General features: G+C 56.3%; 15 protein-coding genes and 3 tRNA genes. 7 read left to right on the top strand and 11 right to left on the bottom strand.

Translation table 11 applies throughout. The annotated features are described in order from the left end of the window. Positions 1-5: 5 nt before the first annotated feature. Complete coding sequence (locus L8V22_RS07670) at positions 6-644, bottom strand: uracil-DNA glycosylase (protein ID WP_238802053.1); 639 nt, start codon at positions 642-644, stop codon at positions 6-8. Positions 645-646: 2 nt separating this feature from the next. After that, the gene (locus L8V22_RS07665; protein WP_238802052.1) at positions 647-1,684 is read right to left on the bottom strand and encodes a thiamine-phosphate kinase; all 1,038 of its coding nucleotides are present in this window, start codon (positions 1,682-1,684) and stop codon (positions 647-649) included. Here L8V22_RS07665 and L8V22_RS07660 point away from each other — a divergent pair. Next, positions 1,632-2,531, top strand: a complete 900-nt coding sequence (locus L8V22_RS07660) for a DUF3515 domain-containing protein (RefSeq protein ID WP_238802051.1) — start codon at positions 1,632-1,634, stop codon at positions 2,529-2,531. The genes L8V22_RS07665 and L8V22_RS07660 overlap by 53 nt on opposite strands. 13 nt (positions 2,532-2,544) lie before the next feature. On the opposite strand, the gene L8V22_RS07655 is transcribed toward L8V22_RS07660, so the two are convergent. Both L8V22_RS07655 and L8V22_RS07650 read right to left on the bottom strand, forming a co-directional pair. Beyond that, entirely contained in the window at positions 2,545-3,606 is a 1,062-nt protein-coding gene (locus L8V22_RS07655; RefSeq protein WP_238802050.1) for a D-alanine--D-alanine ligase family protein, read from the bottom strand. A gap of 22 nt (positions 3,607-3,628) precedes the next feature. Beyond that, positions 3,629-4,627, bottom strand: coding sequence for an NAD(P)H-dependent glycerol-3-phosphate dehydrogenase (locus tag L8V22_RS07650; RefSeq protein WP_238802049.1), 999 nt, complete (start codon positions 4,625-4,627; stop codon positions 3,629-3,631). Positions 4,628-4,787: 160 nt separating this feature from the next. On the opposite strand from L8V22_RS07650, the gene L8V22_RS07645 reads away from it, so the two are divergent. Then, the gene (locus L8V22_RS07645; RefSeq protein ID WP_238802048.1) at positions 4,788-5,786 is read left to right on the top strand and encodes an NUDIX hydrolase; all 999 of its coding nucleotides are present in this window, start codon (positions 4,788-4,790) and stop codon (positions 5,784-5,786) included. A gap of 103 nt (positions 5,787-5,889) precedes the next feature. Here the strand turns inward: L8V22_RS07645 and L8V22_RS07640 are convergent, their stop codons facing one another. The 3 genes from L8V22_RS07640 to leuC form a co-directional block, all read right to left on the bottom strand. After that, positions 5,890-6,765: a hypothetical protein gene (locus L8V22_RS07640; RefSeq protein WP_238802047.1), complete on the bottom strand. Its 876-nt coding sequence runs from the start codon at positions 6,763-6,765 to the stop codon at positions 5,890-5,892. Positions 6,766-6,953: 188 nt separating this feature from the next. Beyond that, positions 6,954-7,556: a 3-isopropylmalate dehydratase small subunit gene (gene leuD / locus L8V22_RS07635; protein ID WP_238802046.1), complete on the bottom strand. Its 603-nt coding sequence runs from the start codon at positions 7,554-7,556 to the stop codon at positions 6,954-6,956. Positions 7,557-7,577: 21 nt separating this feature from the next. Beyond that, a complete protein-coding gene (gene leuC / locus L8V22_RS07630; RefSeq protein WP_238802045.1) occupies positions 7,578-8,999 on the bottom strand; it encodes a 3-isopropylmalate dehydratase large subunit in 1,422 nt (473 codons plus the stop codon). Between the two features lie 52 nt (positions 9,000-9,051). On the opposite strand from leuC, the gene L8V22_RS07625 reads away from it, so the two are divergent. The 4 genes from L8V22_RS07625 (at position 9,052) to L8V22_RS07610 (ending at position 15,294) form a co-directional block, all read left to right on the top strand. After that, positions 9,052-9,735, top strand: coding sequence for an IclR family transcriptional regulator (locus L8V22_RS07625; protein WP_238802044.1), 684 nt, complete (start codon positions 9,052-9,054; stop codon positions 9,733-9,735). A gap of 188 nt (positions 9,736-9,923) precedes the next feature. Beyond that, positions 9,924-10,217 (top strand): hypothetical protein, encoded by a 294-nt coding sequence (locus tag L8V22_RS07620; RefSeq protein ID WP_023021683.1) that lies wholly within the window; start codon positions 9,924-9,926, stop codon positions 10,215-10,217. 214 nt (positions 10,218-10,431) lie between these two features. Next, complete coding sequence (locus tag L8V22_RS07615) at positions 10,432-13,083, top strand: YhgE/Pip domain-containing protein (protein WP_238802043.1); 2,652 nt, start codon at positions 10,432-10,434, stop codon at positions 13,081-13,083. Between the two features lie 3 nt (positions 13,084-13,086). After that, positions 13,087-15,294: a YhgE/Pip domain-containing protein gene (locus tag L8V22_RS07610; RefSeq protein ID WP_238802042.1), complete on the top strand. Its 2,208-nt coding sequence runs from the start codon at positions 13,087-13,089 to the stop codon at positions 15,292-15,294. A gap of 355 nt (positions 15,295-15,649) precedes the next feature. Here L8V22_RS07610 and L8V22_RS07605 read toward each other — a convergent pair. The 4 genes from L8V22_RS07605 to gltX form a co-directional block, all read right to left on the bottom strand. Then, a tRNA-Glu gene (locus L8V22_RS07605) sits at positions 15,650-15,725 on the bottom strand. Between the two features lie 653 nt (positions 15,726-16,378). Further along, positions 16,379-16,451, bottom strand: a tRNA-Glu gene (locus L8V22_RS07600). A gap of 38 nt (positions 16,452-16,489) precedes the next feature. Then, positions 16,490-16,561, bottom strand: a tRNA-Gln gene (locus L8V22_RS07595). Positions 16,562-16,790: 229 nt separating this feature from the next. Further along, positions 16,791-18,284: a glutamate--tRNA ligase gene (gene gltX, locus L8V22_RS07590; RefSeq protein ID WP_238802069.1), complete on the bottom strand. Its 1,494-nt coding sequence runs from the start codon at positions 18,282-18,284 to the stop codon at positions 16,791-16,793. Between the two features lie 276 nt (positions 18,285-18,560). Between gltX and L8V22_RS07585 the strand changes: the two genes are divergently transcribed. Further along, positions 18,561-20,122: choice-of-anchor M domain-containing protein (locus L8V22_RS07585; protein WP_269966440.1), on the top strand; the 1,562-nt coding region annotated here is incomplete at its 3' end.

Below are 20,122 nucleotides of genomic sequence, written 5' to 3'. Positions count from 1 at the left end.
ATAGTTTACAAGCGCCAGTCTATTTCCTGTGCGCCTTGGTCCCGCAAAAGGGCGTTCGCCCGGGAAAAGGGCTTAGAGCCAAAGAACCCGCGGCTGGCAGAAAGTGGTGAGGGATGCGGGGACTTGATGCACGGGACGTCGGGAAGAAAGCGCTCACACGCCTGCGCATCGCGGCCCCATAAAATCGCCACCATGGGGCTACGGTTGAGCGCGCGAATGGCAGCTTCGGTGATTTCCTCCCATCCAATACTGCGGTGCGAGCCCGCCTGACCTGGGGCTACAGTCAACACCCGATTCAGCAATAAAACTCCTTGATCCGCCCAGGCACTCAAATCACCATCCTCGCGGCCTGCGAAGCCTAGGTCATCGTGAAGCTCGCGGTAAATATTGACCAAGGAACGCGGTGGTTTTACACCTGGGCGCGTAGAAAACGCCATGCCCATGGCGTGCCCAGGGGTGGGATAAGGGTCTTGGCCCACGATGAGCACGCGGACCTCATCCAGTGGCATTTGTAGAGCGCGGCAAACATCCTCTGCCGGAGGTAAATAATCCTGGCCCTTAAGGGCGTGAGAAATCTGTGGCCATTGCTCTTCTATTACCGGCGCCAGCACCGGCTCCCAGGACGTGTGGTAGGTGGGGTGCATGGTTAAAAGCTCAGCCAGCCTTTCTGATAACTCGGTGTCTTGCCTCCCAGCGTAACCCCACAACCGCGGGTTACGTTGCCAATCTCTCTGAATCCGGACGGAGCTTCCTTCGCGGTCGTACCAATGAAGGTGTGATCTTCACCGCCACTGAGAATCCATTCCCACGGGTCACTATCCAGCAACTCTGCGGCTTGGCACAGCAAATCCTCCGGCTGCAAGGCCCGTGGGTCCAAATCCATGTGCACGCCTGAGTGCTCGGCCATCGTCGTGCAGTCTTGAATTAAGCCGTCTGAGTTATCGGTCATGGCAGTAACTCCTGCCGCACGGGCGATCACGCCACGGCCCGGATTTAGCCAAGGGGCACAGTGGGCCTCAATAAGTGGCCGCAGGTGTTCGTATCCCGCGGGGAGTTGCCGGCCAAAGCGCTGAAGCAGGGCTAATCCGGCGGCGGAGTGGCCAATCTTTCCGTGCGCTACCACCTGCTGACCTGCACGTGCGCCGTCCAAGGTCAGGGCAGGAAGGCTGCCACCAAGGAAACCGACGGCCGTAATATTAATGACCAAGAGATCGGACTTCGTGAGGTCGCCTCCCACCAACTCGGCATTATAGAAGGAGCTATGCTCCGCAATGCCCTCGGCGATGCCGCGCACGAAGGGCACTGGGGTATCGCCTGGCGCGGCGATAGCTAAAAGAGCAGCAACGGGGCGCGCACCCATGGCTTCGACATCGGCAAAGTTGCGCAAGATGGCCTTCTTGCCAATCTCGCGCGGGGTAGACCACTCGCGCAGGAAATGACGCCCCTCCACCATCAAATCGGTGGCCGCCACGGTGCGGGAATTCGGCGGCGCGCTGGGAAGTACTGCAGCATCGTCCCCGTTGAGACCGCTCGAGGCCACGGAGGTAATTTCCCGGATCGCTGCACGTTCTCCCACATCTGCGAGAGTCTGAGTTAAGTTCACCAGCTTCCTTTCGATACTATGAGCCCTTATGACATCCCAATTTAACCGCACCGCGATCTTCATTTCACTTGGGTTGTCCATAGTGATGGTTCTGGCGGTCCTCTTCGGCGCAAAGTACGTATTCAATAATATTGCCAAAGCACCCGTGGCGGTCTCCCCTGTGGAGTCCAAGGAAGCAGATTCACCGGCCTGCCATAGCTTTATCGATGCCCTTCCGAACAAGGTCATGGATAAGCCGCGTGCTGAGATTGCCGAGCCTGTGCCTCCCGGCGTCGCAGCCTGGGCCGCTACCTCTGAGGATAAAATCACCGTACGCTGTGGCGTAAATATGCCGTTCCAGTACACCGAGTATTCCCAGACCCAGGACGTGGAGGGCGAAAAGTGGTATCAGGTGCGCGATGCCACTCCAGGCTCCGACCTGACTACCTGGTATGCAGCACAGCGCTTCCCCATCGCGGCTGTAACTGCCTCCACCGACGCCACACCAGATGAGCTTAACGAGGCTCTCTCGGCTCTCGAGGAGAAGCCTGCCACTCCGCACAAGGCCCCGCTCAAAGAACTTAAGACGGGAAATGACCAGATGTGCGCCGAAGTGGAAAAGGCACTGTCTGAATCCGTGGCAGAGGGCTACCGCCGCCGCGAGGTAGAGGAAAAGAATACCTATGTGTGGAGCGCTGTTGGCCGTGAAGATATCGTGGCGCGATGCGGCGTGGCCAAGCCGGAGAATTACCGTGCCGGAGTGAAGCTACAGCAGGTCAATGATATTCCCTGGTTCGAGGACACCACCTTGGCCCACGGCACGACCGCAGGCACCTGGTTTGCCCTCGGCCGCGAGGACTACCTGGCGCTGCACGCTCCACAGGATGCCGCGCAAGCGGCACTGGTGGAGATTGGCGATGTGCTCGCCAAGCACACCGCTGAAAAGTAGAAAGTACTCGCCCCTACTTGACTAGGGCCTGCTCAATGAGGGCCTCCAGCAGCGCAGGGTATTCCACGCCCGAAGCGGCGAGCACCTGGGGATACATCGAGATCGGGGTAAATCCCGGCAGGGTATTGATCTCGTTGATATAGACGGAATCCTCGGTAACGAAGAAATCCACCCGCGATAGGCCTTCACAGTTGAGGGCCTCGAATGCGCGGATAGCCATATCGCGCAGCTTTTCAGTCAGCTCGGGTGAGAAGGGCGCGGGGATTTCGGCGGTGACCACATTGTCAAGGTACTTGGTGTCGAAGCCATAGAAGCCCTCGTCGGAATCATCAATGCCGGCCAGCAGGGCCGGAACAGAGGCCAGCAAGGTTCCATCGGCGTAGTGCAATACGCCGATTTCTACCTCTTGGCCTAAGATTTCCGGCTCCACCAGGATTTTCTCGTCGTCTTCTAGAGCAAGGTCAACGGCGGCGGGGAATTCCTCCCAGCTATTGACCTTGGATACGCCGATAGACGATCCGCCCCGGGCGGGCTTTACAAACACGGGCAGGCCTAGGCGCTGCTTTTCGTCCTCATTAAGCTCGGTGCGTCCTTTGAGGATTACCTCGGGCGCCACCGGCAGGCCTGCCGCTGCCAGCACCTTCTTGGTAAATTCCTTATCCATTCCCACCGAGGAGGCCAATACACCCGGTCCTACATAAGGCAGGCTGGAAAGCTCGAATAGACCTTGGACGGTGCCGTCCTCGCCATAGGGTCCGTGCAGAATGGGAAATACCACATCGACCTCGGCGAAGAGGGTGCCATCGGTGACGTTGTGGAATTGGCCCTTGGCATTAGGATCCAGGGAAAGCGTTAGTTCCGCCCCTCGCCTGACTTCTGGCATGACACCATTGACAATTTCTAGTCCCTCAGTGGTGCCGGGCGTCCACGTGCCCTCGCGGGTGATGCCGATAGGCACCACCTCGAATTTTTCAGGATCGAGGTGATTCATGATCGCACCTGCAGAGACGCAGGATACGGAGTGCTCGGTGCTACGGCCGCCGTAGACAACGGCCACGCGGGTCTTTTCAGTCATGCCCGCAGATTTTACCCTTGACCTACTCCGACTTCTTGGACCGACCCATCAGAGCGATGATCATATCTTCCACCGCCATGCCCTCGTAGCAGACACCATAAACCGCGTGAGTAATCGGCATCTCTACGCCTGCCTGCTGAGCTAGGCGGTAGATGGAATCACAGGAGTAGACGCCCTCCGCAACCTGCCCGTTGGTGGCGGCCTTGGCCTCTTCAATGGTGCCGCCTTGGCCCAAGCGATAGCCAAAAGTACGGTTGCGCGACAATGTCGAGGTACATGTTGCTACCAAGTCACCCAAACCGGCCAAGCCGGAGAAGGTAAATGGATCCGCCCCCAACTCCACGCCGAGGCGAGTAATCTCTGCCAAACCGCGGGTAATGATAGTGGCCATGGTGTTATTGCCCAGCCCCTTGCCGGAGGCGATGCCACAGGCCAAGGCGATGACGTTTTTGCAGGCACCACCGATTTCTGCACCAATAACATCAGTATTGGTATATGGGCGCAGGTACGGGGCGGCCACCGCTTCCTGCACGCGCTGGGCGCGCTTTTCATCTGGGCAAGCAATTACAGTGGCGGCCACTTGGCCAGCAGCAACTTCTTTTGCCAGGTTCGGGCCAGATAGCACCGCGACGCGATCTGCTGGCACCCCCGCAGCGTCCATAATGACTTCACTCATGCGCTTGAGCGTGGCGGTTTCCACACCTTTGGAGATGGAGACCAGGGTCGCTTCTTCAGGCAGGTACGGCGCCCACTTCTCCACGTTGCCGCGCAAGGTTTGGGAGGGAACGCCGAACACTACGACGTCGGCAAGCGCCAATGCTTCTGCATCATCATAGGTGGCACGCACTGCGGCTGGCAGGCGGGTATCTGGCAAGTAATCTGGGTTCGTATGGGTCTCGTTGATAGCCTGCGCCAACTCTGCGCGGCGGGCCCAGAGGCGAACGTCATTTCCGGCGTCCGCAAAGACCTTAGCCAAGGTAGTGCCCCAAGAACCAGCGCCCATCACGGCAACGTTAACCATGGTGTTTCCTCCAAATGTGCGAATCTATAACCCCAACCTTAAAGCATGCCCGTTCACCGTGGGGCAAGGATGCGCAAAGCGCCTAACCCGTGGGACAATGGGCCCTTAGACGTTGTACTCATAAACCCGATTACTGTGGAAAGGCCCGTGGAGGCAGACGATGCCCAATATTAAAAAGATGCACGAAACCGACAAGGACCAGCAGCACGAGGAATTTATCTCCGGCCGCCATCAGGAAATCCCGGTAGACCCTGCCAAGGAATTCCACCGCACTACCCTTGCTGCCGGCGCCGTGATCTGGCGTGGTACTCCGCAGGAACCAGAAATCGCGCTTATCCACCGCCCCCATTACGACGATTGGTCCCTGCCCAAGGGCAAGGTTGATCCTGGCGAGTCACTTCCCACCACAGCAGCACGGGAAATCCTGGAAGAAACCGGCTTTAGCGTCCGGCTAGGCAAGCTCATTGGCAAGGTAACCTACCCGGTCCAGGGGCGCACCAAGGTCGTCTACTACTGGGTGGCTAAATACCTAGGCGGCACCTATTCCGCCAATAGTGAGACCGATGAGTTGCGCTGGCTGCCTATCGACGAAGCGCAGGAGCTCCTATCTTATGACGTCGATACCGCTGTGGTCGCCAAGGCTGCCAAGCGTCTGCGCATCGCGCCAGCCACACGCGTTCTCTATGTCCGCCACGCCCATGCGCATGAGAGCGGCAGCTGGGAAGGCGATGATAACCTGCGGCCACTCGATAAAAAGGGACGCCGCCAAGCAGAAATGCTGGTGCCGATGCTCAGCGCCTACCAGCCCACCTCCATTTACTCTGCACTGCCACAACGTTGCCAGCAGACAGCCGCCCCGCTTGCCGACGAACTGGGCATGGACATCTCCATCAACAAAAACTTTGGCGACGAGGCCTGGGAGAACGACCCAGAAGCGGCCAAGAAAGCCTTCCGCCACGTGGTAAACGAAGGTGGGGTTCCCGTCATCGTGAGCCAGGGCAATACCATTCCCGGCATCATCGAGGACCTCGCCCCAAAGTTCCTTAAAAAACCGGTGGACAAGCTGAAGTTCAAGAAGTCTTCTGTGTGGGTTTTGTCCTTCAACAATGGTGAGCTTACCGGCGCCGATTGCCTGGCTAGCCCACTGCCGGTGCGTTAGATTCCTAGTTCCTCCCCGACCAACAATTATGGCCCTGCCCGCCACCGTACTCGGTGGACCGGCAGGGCCCTATTTGCGTGACTATCGTGCGGCTGCGAGTTTTCTAACCGCGCAAGCCGAGCGTGCGACGGACGAAGAGGACCAAAATGAGGGTGTTCAGTGCTGGGAATATAAGCATGCCAACTAGGGTAAAGCTCAACACTGCGTACAGGACGGCAATCAGGACGGCTACCAAGATGGTCACTCCGACATTCTTCTTCGCTACCTCGATGGAAGCCCCAAAGGTCTCGCCAACGGATAGTTCAGGGCGTACGGCCTTAACAGCCGGCATCCAGGTAAAGAAGAAGGCGGCGAAAAGTCCCGGAATAATCAGCAGAATGAAGCCCAGGGAAATAACCAGGGTCGAAAGCACATACACCGCCATGAGACCGGCGACATTTTTAATGCTCAGAAAGTCCTTTATCTCCAGCATCCCGGTATCAACCTGTTTATTAGCAGCCTTGTACCAGGTGCTAACTGCCCAAATAAGCACGAGGAACATAGCGATAAAGGCTAAGAACATTACTGCAATGAGGCCACCGGTAAGCGCGTCGGAACCTGAGCCACTATTGGCTAGGGCGTCAATGGATGTACCGCTGCCTGCTAGGACGGAGATCATCAGCAAATAGAGGATGAGGACAACTACCATCTGCACCAGCGGACCGAAAATCCACTGCGCCCAATTGCGACCGAAGTAGCGGAAGCTATCCGCGATGACCTGAATGGCGTCTACGTCATGACCAAATAGGGAGTCTTCTCCTTGGTATGCGCTTCCGGCGTATCCGGGTTGCCCGAATTGTTGCTGACCGTACTGCTGCCCGTGGCCTGGTTGGCCGTTCGCGCCGTTTCCGTACGGCGCAGATTCACTGGCAGGTCCGAGAGTACCTGGACCATTGTTTCCTGGATTAAAGGAATCATTATTCGAATAGGGATTGCTCATAGATTTAAAGCTAAGGGCATACTTAGCTACAGGAAACTGGAGCAGGCAATTGTTACGTATACGTTACCGAGTTGCACCCCCAACGCCACCCCGAGGCGAACCTATAGGGTTCATTGTGAACGCACGGCACCCCTACAGCTCGCACACTGCGAAGGCCTGAAGGGGTTCTCATACCGGTCTAACTTCAATCAGAGCTTCTCCTCTATAGCAGGAACAGAAGGCTTGAAGCTAGGACGTAGCTCTTCATAGTAGGCAATTTCGCCCTCGTTACGGAGGGTGATACCAATATCATCGAGGCCTTCCATCAACCGCCAACGGGTGTAGTCATCGATGTCAAAGCGGTATATATTTTCTCCCACCGTGACTGTTCGCGCCTCCAGGTCCACAGTAACCTGAGTTTCTCCTGCCTCCAGCTGCTTCCAGATAAGCTCGATGTCTTCTTGTTCCATCAAGCCGGTAAGAAGGCCGGACTTTCCTGCGTTACCGCGGAAGATATCTGCAAAGCGGGACGAAAACACGGCACGGAACCCGTATTCACTCAACGCCCAGACTGCATGCTCTCGGGAGGAGCCGGTACCAAAATCACTGCCCGCAAAGAGCACCGACCCATGCTCAAATGGTGCTTGGTTGAGCACGAAGCTGTCATCGGAGCGCCAATTAGAAAACAACCCTTCAGAAAAGCCTGTACGCTTAACCGACTTCAGGTAGCGCGCCGGAATGATTTGATCAGTATCCACATTAGTAACGCGCAGCGGTACGCCAGTTCCGGTATGCGTAATAAATTTCTCCATTGTCAATGCCTTTCTTAGCGCTTAATTCAAGTCAGCAGGACTAGACAGGTATCCGGTCACGGCTGTAGCGGCAGCCACCTGGGGCGACACTAGGTGTGTGCGCCCACCTGGGCCTTGTCGGCCTTCAAAATTGCGGTTGGAGGTGGAAGCCGAGCGCTCCCCCGGCGCTAGCTGGTCTGGATTCATTCCTAAGCACATCGAGCAGCCAGCGGTACGCCATTCAGCGCCAAACTGCCGGAAGATTTCGTCTAATCCTTCTTGCTCTGCTTGGGCCTTGACAGCCGCTGAAGACGGCACCACCAGCATCCGCGTACCTTCAGCGATGGTGCGGCCCTTGACTACGCCGGCTGCGGCGCGCAAATCTTCAATGCGAGCATTGGTGCATGAGCCGACAAAAACGGTATCTATTTTGATATCGCGCAGAGGAGTTCCCGGCTGCAGGTCCATATATTGTAGGGCCTTTTCTACGTTGGCTTTTTCATTATCGTCACCGCAGTCTTCTGGATCCGGAACACTCTCACCTAATGGCAGACCTTGTCCAGGATTGGTTCCCCACGTAACGAATGGGGTCAAAGCGGAACCATCAATCTCAACGACGGTATCGAATTCCGCCCCCTCGTCGGTGGGAAGCGTCTTCCAATAGTCAACCGCAGCATCCCAGTCCGCCCCGGTAGGAGCGAACTCTCGCCCTTTCACATATTCAAAGGTGGTCTCATCTGGGGCGACCATGCCGGCCCGGGCTCCCGCCTCAATAGACATATTGCAGATGGTCATGCGCGCTTCCATGGACATCTTGCGGATTGCTTCACCACGGTACTCAATGATGTGGCCTTGCCCGCCGCCGGTACCGATTTTGGCGATAATAGCCAAGATGAGGTCTTTGGCAGACACCCCCTCTTGCAGTTCACCCGTAACCTCAATCGCCATCGTTTTAAAAGGCTTCAAGGAAAGCGTCTGCGTGGCCATGACGTGTTCCACCTCAGAGGTACCAATGCCCATTGCGATGGAACCAAAGGCACCGTGGGTGGAGGTATGCGAATCGCCGCACACAATGGTCATACCTGGCTGCGTGATTCCCAATTGTGGGCCAACTGTATGGACAATTCCTTGCTGTGCATCTCCCATGGAGTGCAAGCGCACACCAAATTCTTCGCAGTTCTTTCGCAGGGTCGATACCTGGGTGCGAGAAACCTCATCCTTGATTTCCAAGAGGTTTCCGGACTTGATGCCTTGCGTGGGTACGTTATGGTCCTCGGTGGCCAGGTGCAGTTCAGGGTGGCGAAGCTTGCGGCCGGCCAGCCGCAAGCCATCAAAGGCCTGCGGGCTGGTAACTTCATGTAGTAGCTGAAAGTCAATAAAGATAAGGTCCGGGGCCCCAGCCTCGCCGTGTTGGACGACGTGATCGCGCCAGACTTTTTCTGCCAATGTCAGCTTCTGGTTCATAAACATCTCTCCACACTTGAAATCTCATATTTTGGGACGTAGATTTCATTGTATGGGAGAGTATAGCGCAGTTTCCGGAATCAAGGTGTTGGATCGAGCAATGGCCATCATGATGGCTGCCACCAACCGCCCCTCCACCCTCAATGAACTATGTGAAACCACGGGTCTACCTCGGGCAACGGCACACCGGTTAGCCACCGCACTGGAAGCACACCGCATCCTCGTTCGCACCCCCGATGGAAAGTGGAAGGCTGGCCCAGCCCTCCCCGGCAACCGTGACCACCTCCTTGAGGCGGCAGCGCCAATTATGGAGAAGCTGCGCGAGCAGACCGGAGAATCCATCCAGCTCTACGAGGTCACCGGAAATACCCGTACCTGCATTGCCACCAGGGAGCCCGATTCTGGCCTTCACAACGTTGTCCCCGTCGGCCGCCAATTGCCACTAAGCTCTGGCTCCGCTGCGCGCATCATTGCCGCCTATGTAGATGTCAATATCGAAAACGCATCTTTTACTCAAGGGGACATTGAGGCAGCAAGGGAACAAGGATACTCAGAATCTATTGAAGAGCGCGAGGCTGGCCTAGCCTCTATTTCTGCGCCGGTTTTTGATGGAACTGGAGCTTTCTTGGCAGTTTTGTCCATCTCCGGATCTGTCGAGCGCTTCCGCCCCTCACCCGCCCAGAAGTATGCCAATACCCTCACTGCAGCCGCTCGCGAATTAAGCAGCCAGCTTTGAGCCCCTCCCCCGACCACACCATGCCCGTCCCTGCCCAATGCCGACAGAGACGGGCATTGCCGTTTCTTATTCCTATAAAAATTTGAGGAAACTCGCCACTAGCTATTGAAACTAAAGTGAAAATGCGGTTTAATGAAAATACATTGAAAACAAAGGGAGCCATTCCCCACCAGAAAGGATCAGTCATCATGACCCACACCACTCACGAGAACCACACTCACACCCACGGCACCGATTGCGGCCACGTATCCTTCCCACACGGTGACCACACCGACTACCTCCACGAGGGCCACATCCACCGCGAGCACGATGGCCACTGGGACGAGTGCGAGACCACCGAGCACGTGGAAGCCGAGGCACACACCGACCACACTCACGGTGAGGGCTGTGGCCACGTAGCAATCCCGCACGGCGACCATGTGGACTACCTGCACGACGGCCACCGCCACGCCGCACACGGCGATCACTACGACGAGCACTAATCGACCGTCGGGGCTTAGCCCCTTGCCGCGCCGCCCTGGCCCTTGACTTAGAGGGCCACGGCGGCCTTTTCTATGTCTACCCTTCCGTTTAAGAACTCCCCGAAATTCACACCAGAAACATATCTGCGAGCTCGACAGGACACACTCTCTCATTTCTGTTAAAACTGACAGTCAGACTATTAGTTCTTTCCGGTTGGGTGCTACGGTTCTTCGAGTGATTACTAGTTGGAAGATTTTTCTCCAAGATTTCGTCCGCTTGTGGCGGACCCCGCAGGTCTGGGTGATCCTTATTGGTTTGATGATCACCCCAGCCCTGTATTCCTGGGTAAACATCTCCGGTTTCTGGGACCCCTACGGAAACACAGAGCACCTCAAGGTCGCCGTAGTAAATGAGGACAAGGGCGCTTCCTCGGAGATGACCGGCCACTTAGACGTCGGCGGGCAAATGATTGACAAGCTGCATGACAATGACAAGCTTGGCTGGCAATTCATGGACAGGCAAGAAGCCGAGGACGCTGTTAAGAAGGGCGACGTCTTTGCTTCGGTGATTGTGCCCGAGGATTTCTCCGCCGATTTCGTGAGCCTGTTTAAAGGTACGTATTCTCAGCCCACGCTGGAGTACCACGTCAATGAAAAGCTCAATGCAATCGCGCCGAAGATTACTGATACTGGCGCTTCAACTCTCGATACCACTATTAGCTCTACCTTCAATGAGCAGGTAGCGGATTCAGTGGCAACGGAGCTTAAAAACTCCGGGGGCGATTTAAGCCAGAAGATTACCAGCACCGCGGGAAAGACCGCGGATTCCTTTTCGGAAACCGCTGATACTGTAGCTAACTCCCGCAGTCAGCTGGCTGATGTCCACTCCACCATCGAAGACGCACGTCCAACTATCGCGCAGGCCCGCGAATCACTGGGAACGGTGCAAAAGACCGTCGATGATGCGCAGACCGCTTTGGGCGAAGTTAATTCAATTACCGCTGAGGTCCAGCGGGAGGTAACTTCTTTCTCTGATGACGCCACCGCCGCATACATAGAAGGCACTACTGCGATGGCAGACGGTACCGCTTCAGCCAACGCAACAGTCGGCTCAGTGTCGGGCAAGTTGCGCGGCGCACTCAACCGGGTTAGTGCTGCCTCTGCTGGCGCGGCGCGAATCACTGGCGAGGCTGATCGGGCTATTGACCAGCTCGATAAGCTAGCGTCGTCGCCGGCACTGCCCCCACAGGTTTCCCAGCAGATTAAAGATCAGGTGGGAGATCTCCGTGAGCGCAATGACCAGAACCGCGCCGTCCTCGACGACCTGGACGCCCTCAACGGCGATACCAACGACACCATTGATTCGCTCAATAAGACCACGGGCATGTTGGATAAGATGGCGGCGCAAACGCGCGATGATTCCTACGCACTGCGCGACAATGTGGCCGAAGGCTTGCCCAAGCTCAATGCCGCGCTTTCCGACGTCACCGCTACCACCGGCAAGCTTTCCGCGTCCCTCGAAAGCCAAAAGGCCCTGGTGGGCCAAACCGATGGGCTTTTGGGCGGCGTCGACGAGCAGCTAAGCCAAGCCCAACAGGTAGTGGAACGCTTCTCCGTAGACCTAGACGGCATTGAAGAGGGCCTCCGCGCCTCCCGCAACGATGTATTGGCGTTGAGCAATACCGCCAATAACAACTCCATCCTGCAGTCGGTCAAGGGCCTTGATACCGATGAGGTTTCTTCCTTCCTTGCCTCTCCTGCGGAGATGGAAAGCCACGCTGTCTTCCCTGTGAAGCACTACGGCTCGGGCATGTCCTCGCTATTTATCAACCTCACGTTGTGGATCGGCGCTTTCATGCTGCTCATCATCTTCCGCGCTGAGGTAGACCCGCAGGGCCGCAAGAACCTCACCATCACCAAGGCGTACTTTGCCCGCTTCCTTTTGCTCTCTTTCTTTGCCATCGCCCAAGCGCTCATCGTGTCCATTGGCAACCTTGCCATTGGAGTAGAGCATGCCAATGCAATAGCTTATGTCGGTACCGCAGTCATCGTCGGCCTGTGTTACCTGAGCATTACCTATAGCTTGGTCTCTACGTTTGGCCACGTGGGCCGAGGCATCGCGGTGGTCTTCGCCTTCATCCAGATTCCTGGCGCTTCCGGCCTCTACCCGATTGAGATGACGCCAGACTTCTTCCGTGCGGTACACCCGTTCTTGCCCTTTACCTACGGCATCGACGCCATGCGTGAAACCGTCGGAGGATTCTACGGCAACCATTACGCACGTGACCTGTGCGCGCTCTTCGGCATGGCTGCAATTGCTTACTTCATCGGTACAGTGATGCGCCGCGGATTGTCCAACGTCAATATGTTGGTCAACGACGAGTTGCGCAAGGGTGGGTTGGTTATCAATGAACAGGTCCACCTTGTAGGAAGCCGTTACCGTTTCACCGATCTCCTCTATGCCTTGAACGACCGCGAGGCTTATAAACAAAGCCTCGAGGATAAGTGGAGCATGGCGCGCAGGAACTACTCTCAGTTGATGAAATTCACCGTGGCGGTGGGCCTAGCGCTGGTTGTCGCTTTGGGTATCTACTCACGCATTAACCCTGGAGAAAAGGCCATCATCTTCGGCCTAGCCTGCCTGGTTACGCTCATCGCGGTGGGTGTTATCTGTTCCCTCGAGTACGTCAAGCAGAGCATCGCACATGATAACCGCCTGGCGGATCTTAGCGACGAGGAAATCCAGGAGCACCTCGAGCACCAGCAGGAACATCCAAACCGCTACCTCCTGGAAGATTTGGACGAGGAATCCGCACCTGCTGATACCACCGAGACTAAAGAAATACCCGCCGTTGAAGGCGATGACTCCGGAAAGGGCGGCGAGTAAGTCATGAAAAACATTCTGACCATTCTCCGCGATGACCTCCACGCCATTCGCACCAATGTCATGACCGCAGTCATTATCTTCGGTCTTGCTATCATTCCATTGCTTTTTACCTCCTTCAACGTGCTGGCCAGCTGGGATCCTTTTGCCAATACCAACCAGCTCAAGATTGCTGTGGCCAGTGAAGATGAGGGACACGAAAGCGACCTCGCCTCCCTGAAGCTCAATTTGGGCGATGAAGTGCTCTCGCAGCTCAGCCGCAATCACGACATTGACTGGGTCATTACAGATAGCGCCGATGCGGTCGAGGGAACAAAATCTGGGGATTACTATGCCGGCATCGTCCTACCCAAGGACTTCAGTGCGGACCTGCTGACGTTCTATGTAGAGGGAACCGAGCCCAGCAAGCTCAACCTCTATACCAATGAGAAGAAGAACGCGCTGTCTACCAACATCACACAAAAGAGTGCGGACGGCGTCATTCAAAAAATCGACGAGTCCTTCACCCGCGTGGTGTCCAATGTTGGTCTCGGCGTCGTATCCGATTTGGATAAATACCTCAACGAAGACGACACCCAGACGGCGCTCAATAACCTTCACAACCGCATTAATAACGTCAGCACTCGCCTCGATGCGGCTTCAGGCACTGTAGGTGCCCTAAGCAATCTGGTCGATTCCACCCTCCCGCTTACGCAGGCAGCGGATAATATCCTCGCCGAGGCCGGCCGCCAGGCTACGGAGACGGACAATGCCCAAGGCGAAAACCCCATTGACATCCTGCGCTCTACCCTCAATGATTCGGCTGGTTCGCTGGATGCTTCCTTAGCAGCTACAACGCAAAGCTACGATGCACTCTCGGCCCAAGTTGATGAGCTGCTCAATAACGCAAGTAACGCCACCGCACAAACGGCGCAGACCTACCGCAGCGCAGCTGAACGTGTGAATGAGCAAACGAGCGCCTTTGAGGGCGTACGCGCTTCCATCAAGGAGCAAGGCGATAAAGCGGCGCTGCCGGCTCCAGTCGCTGGCGGCTATAAGGCGTTGATGGGCCAGATTGATGCCTCTATCGCCCAGAGCAACGCGCTACATGATTCGTTGGTTTCGACCGCCGATGATATTGAGCAGGGCCGTGGCACCTCGCAAGAATCGCGCCAGCGCACCAAGGATGCCATCGCCAATGCGAAGCACGCAGCAGAGAAGGCGCGCACTTCCTATAACGAGAACCTCAAGCCCCAGCTGGATCAGCTCAACCAAAGCGTCTCTGTAGTGGCCGACGATATTGATGCTGTTAAGCAGGACATAGCTGGTATTCGCGACTCGGTTTCTCAAGATAACGAGTCACCACAACAAAGCCTGGCACGCGCCCGCGATACTACTGCTAGCCTTGCCGGCACCCTGCGGGAGCAAAGCGGCCGCTTTGCGGATATGGGGCGCAAGATTGACGAGATCCGCAACGGCGGCGATTTGAGCAAGCTCGCCGATATTGTCGGCTCCGACCCGGAACTGCTTGCCTCCCGAATTGCCGCTCCCGTGGCTGTCGACCGCGAGCCGATCTACCCTGTCGCTGCTTTTGGCGTGGGTATGACGCCGTTCTACCTCACCTTGTCACTGTGGGTAGGCGCCCTCTTGGCGTGCGTGCTGGTTCATACCAATGCCGAGCGCAAGTACTTGCGCAAAGACGAGAACGGCAAGTACGACGAGAGCGAATTCACCCGCGGCCAGGCGTTCTTCGGGCGTTTTGCCACACTCGCGTTGGTCGGTCTGGCCCAAGCCACCTTGGTGGTTCTCAGCCTCATCTTCTTCGTCCAAATCGAGCCTGCACACCCGTTCATGCTCATGTTCGCAGCATGGGTGGTTTCGCTGGTGTTCATGTTGATTATTTACTCACTGGTCATCACACTCGATAGTGCTGGCAAGGCCTTGGCGGTATTACTGCTTGTGATACAAGTGTCGGGCTCCGGCGGCGCCTACCCGCTGCCATTGCTGCCCGAATGGTTCCAAAACGTCAGCCCGTGGCTGCCAGCTACTTATGCCATCGATGCCTTCCGCAGCGCCATTGCAGGTATTTATCACGGCGATATTTGGCGCGAGCTGGGCATGCTGCTGTTGTTTACCATCCCAGCATTGCTCGTCGGACTCCTCATACGCCGCGCCATGGATTCCTATCACAAACGCCTACAGAAGGCGATTAAGAAGACGAAGGTAATGGCATAGCCAGCGCGCTTGGCGACGCCCCCTCTACACAGCCCAGCGAGCCGTTTCACGGCCCGTTGGGCTTCTTTCTTACGGGTGGGTCTAGGTCGACAGCGAGCGCTCAGAGCTCACTGCACAGAGCTCAAACGCCGCCCGTTCCATTGTTAGAGTGCGCGGTGAGAATTGCACGAGAATGGATGAATACAGGCGCCCGAGGGCAGTCTGAACCACGGCACAGCCACAGAGTGGGTCGCTATATGCTGGGATTCCTCGCCTGTTGACACAGAGCAGGCTCTACAACATACCGCCGAAACGCTCAGACTTCCTATGCAAGGAAAACTAAAAGCTGCGAGCCATTAGGCTCGCAGCTTGTCATTGGTACCCCGTACGGGATTTGAACCCGTGTTACCGGCGTGAGAGGCCGGCGTCCTAGGCCGCTAGACGAACGGGGCTCGTTCGCAGCAATCGCACCCTGTGCGTTGCGGACCTGTTAAGAGTAAATGATGGGTTAAATCAGCACAAATCGTGTGGTCAGGATTGGTTTTGAGGGCGGCTAGCAGGAAACGCAAAAGATTCCCGAGTCCGGTACTGCAGTGAGGATTCTTCGTGGCCGAGGTGCGGATCGAATCAGTGGTTATTCCGCGTGCAATCTGTGGATAGTCCGTGGCCGAGAATGCTGTGCTAGTAGGACTCGGGATGGCGCTTTGCGTCGAAGTGCATATGCTGCAGGCTCCTATACTTCGTACAATTGTTGGTGGGAAGGAAGTTGTGGATTATAGCGTTACTACCTAGCTATGCTTCGGGCTGTGCGCCTTCACTGTGGTGCGTTTCGATTTCTGCCACCCGCTCTCCTTTCTGTCTGTTTTCTGATGTACTTGCAGTCTATGCCTGTACGTACTGGACGAAAAGGGGTAGCAAACATTTCGCAGTGGTCTCAACCCTGGTCTCACCGACGGTGGCCTGCTACCTGTGCGAAAGATGCTAATGGTCTGGGGTAGGTTATAACCAGTTGAACACGCCTTCCTGACCGCACCCCTACAGCACGAAAGCAAGTACACCGCCCCAAATATGAAAAATCCTCCAGTCTATTGACTGGAGGTCGTTGTACCCCGTACGGGATTTGAACCCGTGTTACCGGCGTGAGAGGCCGGCGTCCTAGGCCGCTAGACGAACGGGGCATAGAACTAGTGAGTCTGCTATTAAAGCATTTTCACTGCTGGCCTACCAGGACTCGAACCTAGAATGGCGGTACCAGAAACCGCTGTGTTGCCAATTACACCATAGGCCATTTGCTAACTCGCTATAGAAACTAACTGCCTTTCAGCCGTTCTTCCTTGCTCGCTGCAACGTGTAATAACTATAATGATATTCGCGTAAACTGCCAAATCGCCAGCACATGCCACATTTTCAGCTCGCTTAGCCGGAATCGAAAATGCGACGAATGACAGTGCTGTAGTTCAGCCGTCATCCGCCGCATTGTGGGGATTGCGATTTAACCCGCTATACCAAAGCGACCCCTACTGCGCCGCAGGCACATAGGGAGTCACCTCGCGTGCGGCACGCAGGCGAGCAAGGGTGGAGTCCTTGCCCAGCAGCTCCATGGACTCGAAGAGCGGTGGGGAAACCTGGGCACCAGAAATAGCTACACGCAGCGCGCCATAAGCCTTGCGAGGCTTCAGCTCAAGGTCTTCAATAAGCGCCTTGGAAAGTGCTGCCTCGATATTCTCGGTCTTCCACTCGGCAACGCCTTCGAGGGTCTCGATACCCACCTCGAGGGGCTGGACAGCTTCCTCCTTGAGGTTCTTCTTCGCCGCCTTCTCATCGAGTTTCAGGTCCGCATCTGGGGTAACCAAGAAGCTCATGAGGCCATAGGCATCGGAAAGCGTCTTGATACGTGTCTGTACCAGATCTGCTGCGAAGGCAAATTTCTCGCCGTCATAGTCGGCCGGGAAATCGGTGTATTCGGTCAGGTAGTTGCGCAGACGGAAGGCAAACTCTTCCGGATCCAGCTGGCGGATATGGTCGGCATTGATGGCCTCGAGCTTCTTCTGATCAAAACGTGCAGGGTTGCCCAGCACATCATGGACATCAAAATTCTTTACCAAATCCTCCATGCTGAAAATATCCTGGTCAGCAGACAGCGACCAGCCCAGCAGGGACAGGTAGTTGAGCATACCCTCCGGGATAATGCCATTATCACGGTGATTAAACAGGTTGGACTGCGGATCGCGCTTAGAAAGCTTCTTATTGCCCTCGCCCATCACGAACGGTAGGTGTCCAAACTCTGGGGTGAACTCGGCGATGCCGATCTTCTGCAGGGCGTCGTAAAGCGCGAGCTGTCGCGGAGTAGAAGACAACAGATCTTCACCGCGCAGCACGTGGGTGATGCGCATTAGGGCATCATCAACCGGGTTAACCAAGGTGTAGAGCGGCGCACCGTTGGAACGAGCAACCACATAATCCGGCTGGGTTTCAGACTTGAAGGTCATTTCCCCGCGGACCAAGTCAGTCCAGGTCCAGTCCTGATCCGGCATGCGTAGGCGCCACACCGGCTTGCGCCCTTCGGCCTCAAAGGCATCAATCTGTTCCTGGGTGAGGTCACGATCAAAGTTGTCATAGCCCAACTTCGGGTCACGGCCAGCCGCCTTGTGGCGCTCTTCTACCTCTTGGGCAGTGGAATATGCCGGGTAGACAAAGCCACCTTCAATGAGCTTGTCCAGGACCTCCTTGTAGATGTCCATGCGCTGGGACTGACGGTAAGGCTCGTGCGGGCCACCGACATTAATGCCTTCATCCCAGCCCAGCCCAAGCCAGGTCAGGGAATCAATAATGGCCTGGTAGGACTCTTCAGAGTCACGGGCGGCATCAGTATCCTCGATGCGAAATACCAGCTTGCCACCGGTATGACGGGCGTAGGCCCAGTTGAAAAGTGCGGTGCGCACCATGCCTACGTGCGGTGTGCCGGTTGGGGATGGACAGAATCTAACGCGTACTTCAGTCATGCCAACCATCGTAGTGGAGCCGCCGATTCCAATCCGCACCAGCCCAAAGTGGCCGTGGACTCTGCCCGGCGCGCGACCGTTGGCACGTCCATCCCTACACACAAAATGGGGTAACTGGAAACAGGTTTTACTATAAAACCACAGGTCAGTGAAACCGGTTTTCATTACAGCTAACAGGTTATGGGAATCATTTTCTATAGTTTCTGGTGAAATTATGAGAACTGTAGAAAGGCCTCCCCAACTGTGGTTTCCCCTCGCACACGTTTCCTTGCCACGCTGAGCACATTGGCGCTAATCACTCCCGCCACGGCTGTCGCGGGCCCTGATGATGGCAAGCACATCGCTACTAATACCCACGTCGACTCCCCCAAGTCTTTCTGGGAGAACAACGATTTTGTACTGAAGTCCGAGTTTGGCGGTCAAGAGCCCCCGATCGCAGACACCGTTGCCTGGGTGGGCAAGGGCTACAGCGCCACAGATAACAGCAACCAGTATCTCTATACGCTTCCGGCAAACGGGACCCAAGACTACATTGGGGCACCTGGTACGACCTACTACACAGCGCCGCACCAGGTCTCCGGAAATACTTCACCCATTTGGCTGGGCTTTGGCGCAGATACCTCCTTGCCCACGGACAAATTCCGTGACGGCGTAGCGTTCCTCGACTTGCTCAGCGTCGATGGCCCCGGCGAGGTAGAGCTTTTTACCAATAAAGATGATGAGGCCGGCACCCAGCTGCACCGCATGCTCGGTTCCTTCCCGGATTCGCCGCACTCTGCTTACCTTGTTGCCGGCACGCATACGCACAACTCCACGCTGTTTACCAAGCCCGGGCGATACCGCCTCACCTACCGCACCAGTGCGCGCGGAAAGGACGGCCAGCTCATAGCCAATGAGCCACAGACCACCACCATCCAAGTAGGTGGGCAGAAACCCAAAGAAGAAAAGACGCCAAGCCTCAAGGAACGCTTCGCGCAGTCCGCAGCCGGTAACGCCGCTGCTGCAGGCTACAGCCTGCGCATGGCGCCCAAGTCCAATCCCGAAAAAGACGGTGATGACAAGCTCACCACCATTTCCTTCGATGCCAAGAACAAGGCGCAAGGCACCCTCACGCTGCTTATCGACGGCTACTTCCTCACCGACCTTCCCGTCAAGGATGGGCATGCTCAGTGGGACGAATACATGGGCCCCGACCCTTCCCAGGTGCAGGCTGTATTTACCCCAGAGGGCGATGCCCCACGCTGGATATCCCAACCCCTTGACTTCCAACCCGGTAAATCCAGCCACACCGATTCTTCTGCCGCCGCTGATACGTGGCAGGAAACCTCCCAACCACGCCAGCTTGCCCCCACCCAGGAAACCGAGCTAAAGGAGTTGGGCTACACCATCCGCATGCGCAAGCAGGGCGATGGCGGCACCAAGATCGTGGTGGATAGTGAGGATAAAAACTTCAACGGCCTACTCACCGGCGGGCTCTATGACACCAAAGGGGCGAAATACCCCACCGTGGATCTGGAAACCCCTATTACTAATGGCCACGGCGAGGTCGCCTTTGATGAGGGCGAGTACTTCAAAGGCTATTTTGCCAAGGTTAACCTCTTCCCCCATTCCACTCTGAAGGCCGGACATGCCAGCAGCGTAATCACCGAGTCCTTTGCTTTCGGCGAAAATTATGAAGTCAATGGGAAATTTTCTACTTCCACTGACGAACCGGAAACTACTCCCGGCGAGCAAGATGCTCCGTCTTCAGCGCCGCAACCAGGCACCGAAAAACCGCAAACCGGCAATGCACAGTGCAGCGACAAGTACCTATTAGACCGTGGGCATGTAGATATCAAGGCCCAGCC

This window comes from Corynebacterium yonathiae (assembly GCF_027570195.1).
Lineage (GTDB): Bacteria > Actinomycetota > Actinomycetes > Mycobacteriales > Mycobacteriaceae > Corynebacterium > Corynebacterium yonathiae.
Note: the sequence above shows the minus strand (reverse complement) of the source record. Positions and strands in the feature narration are given on the sequence as shown.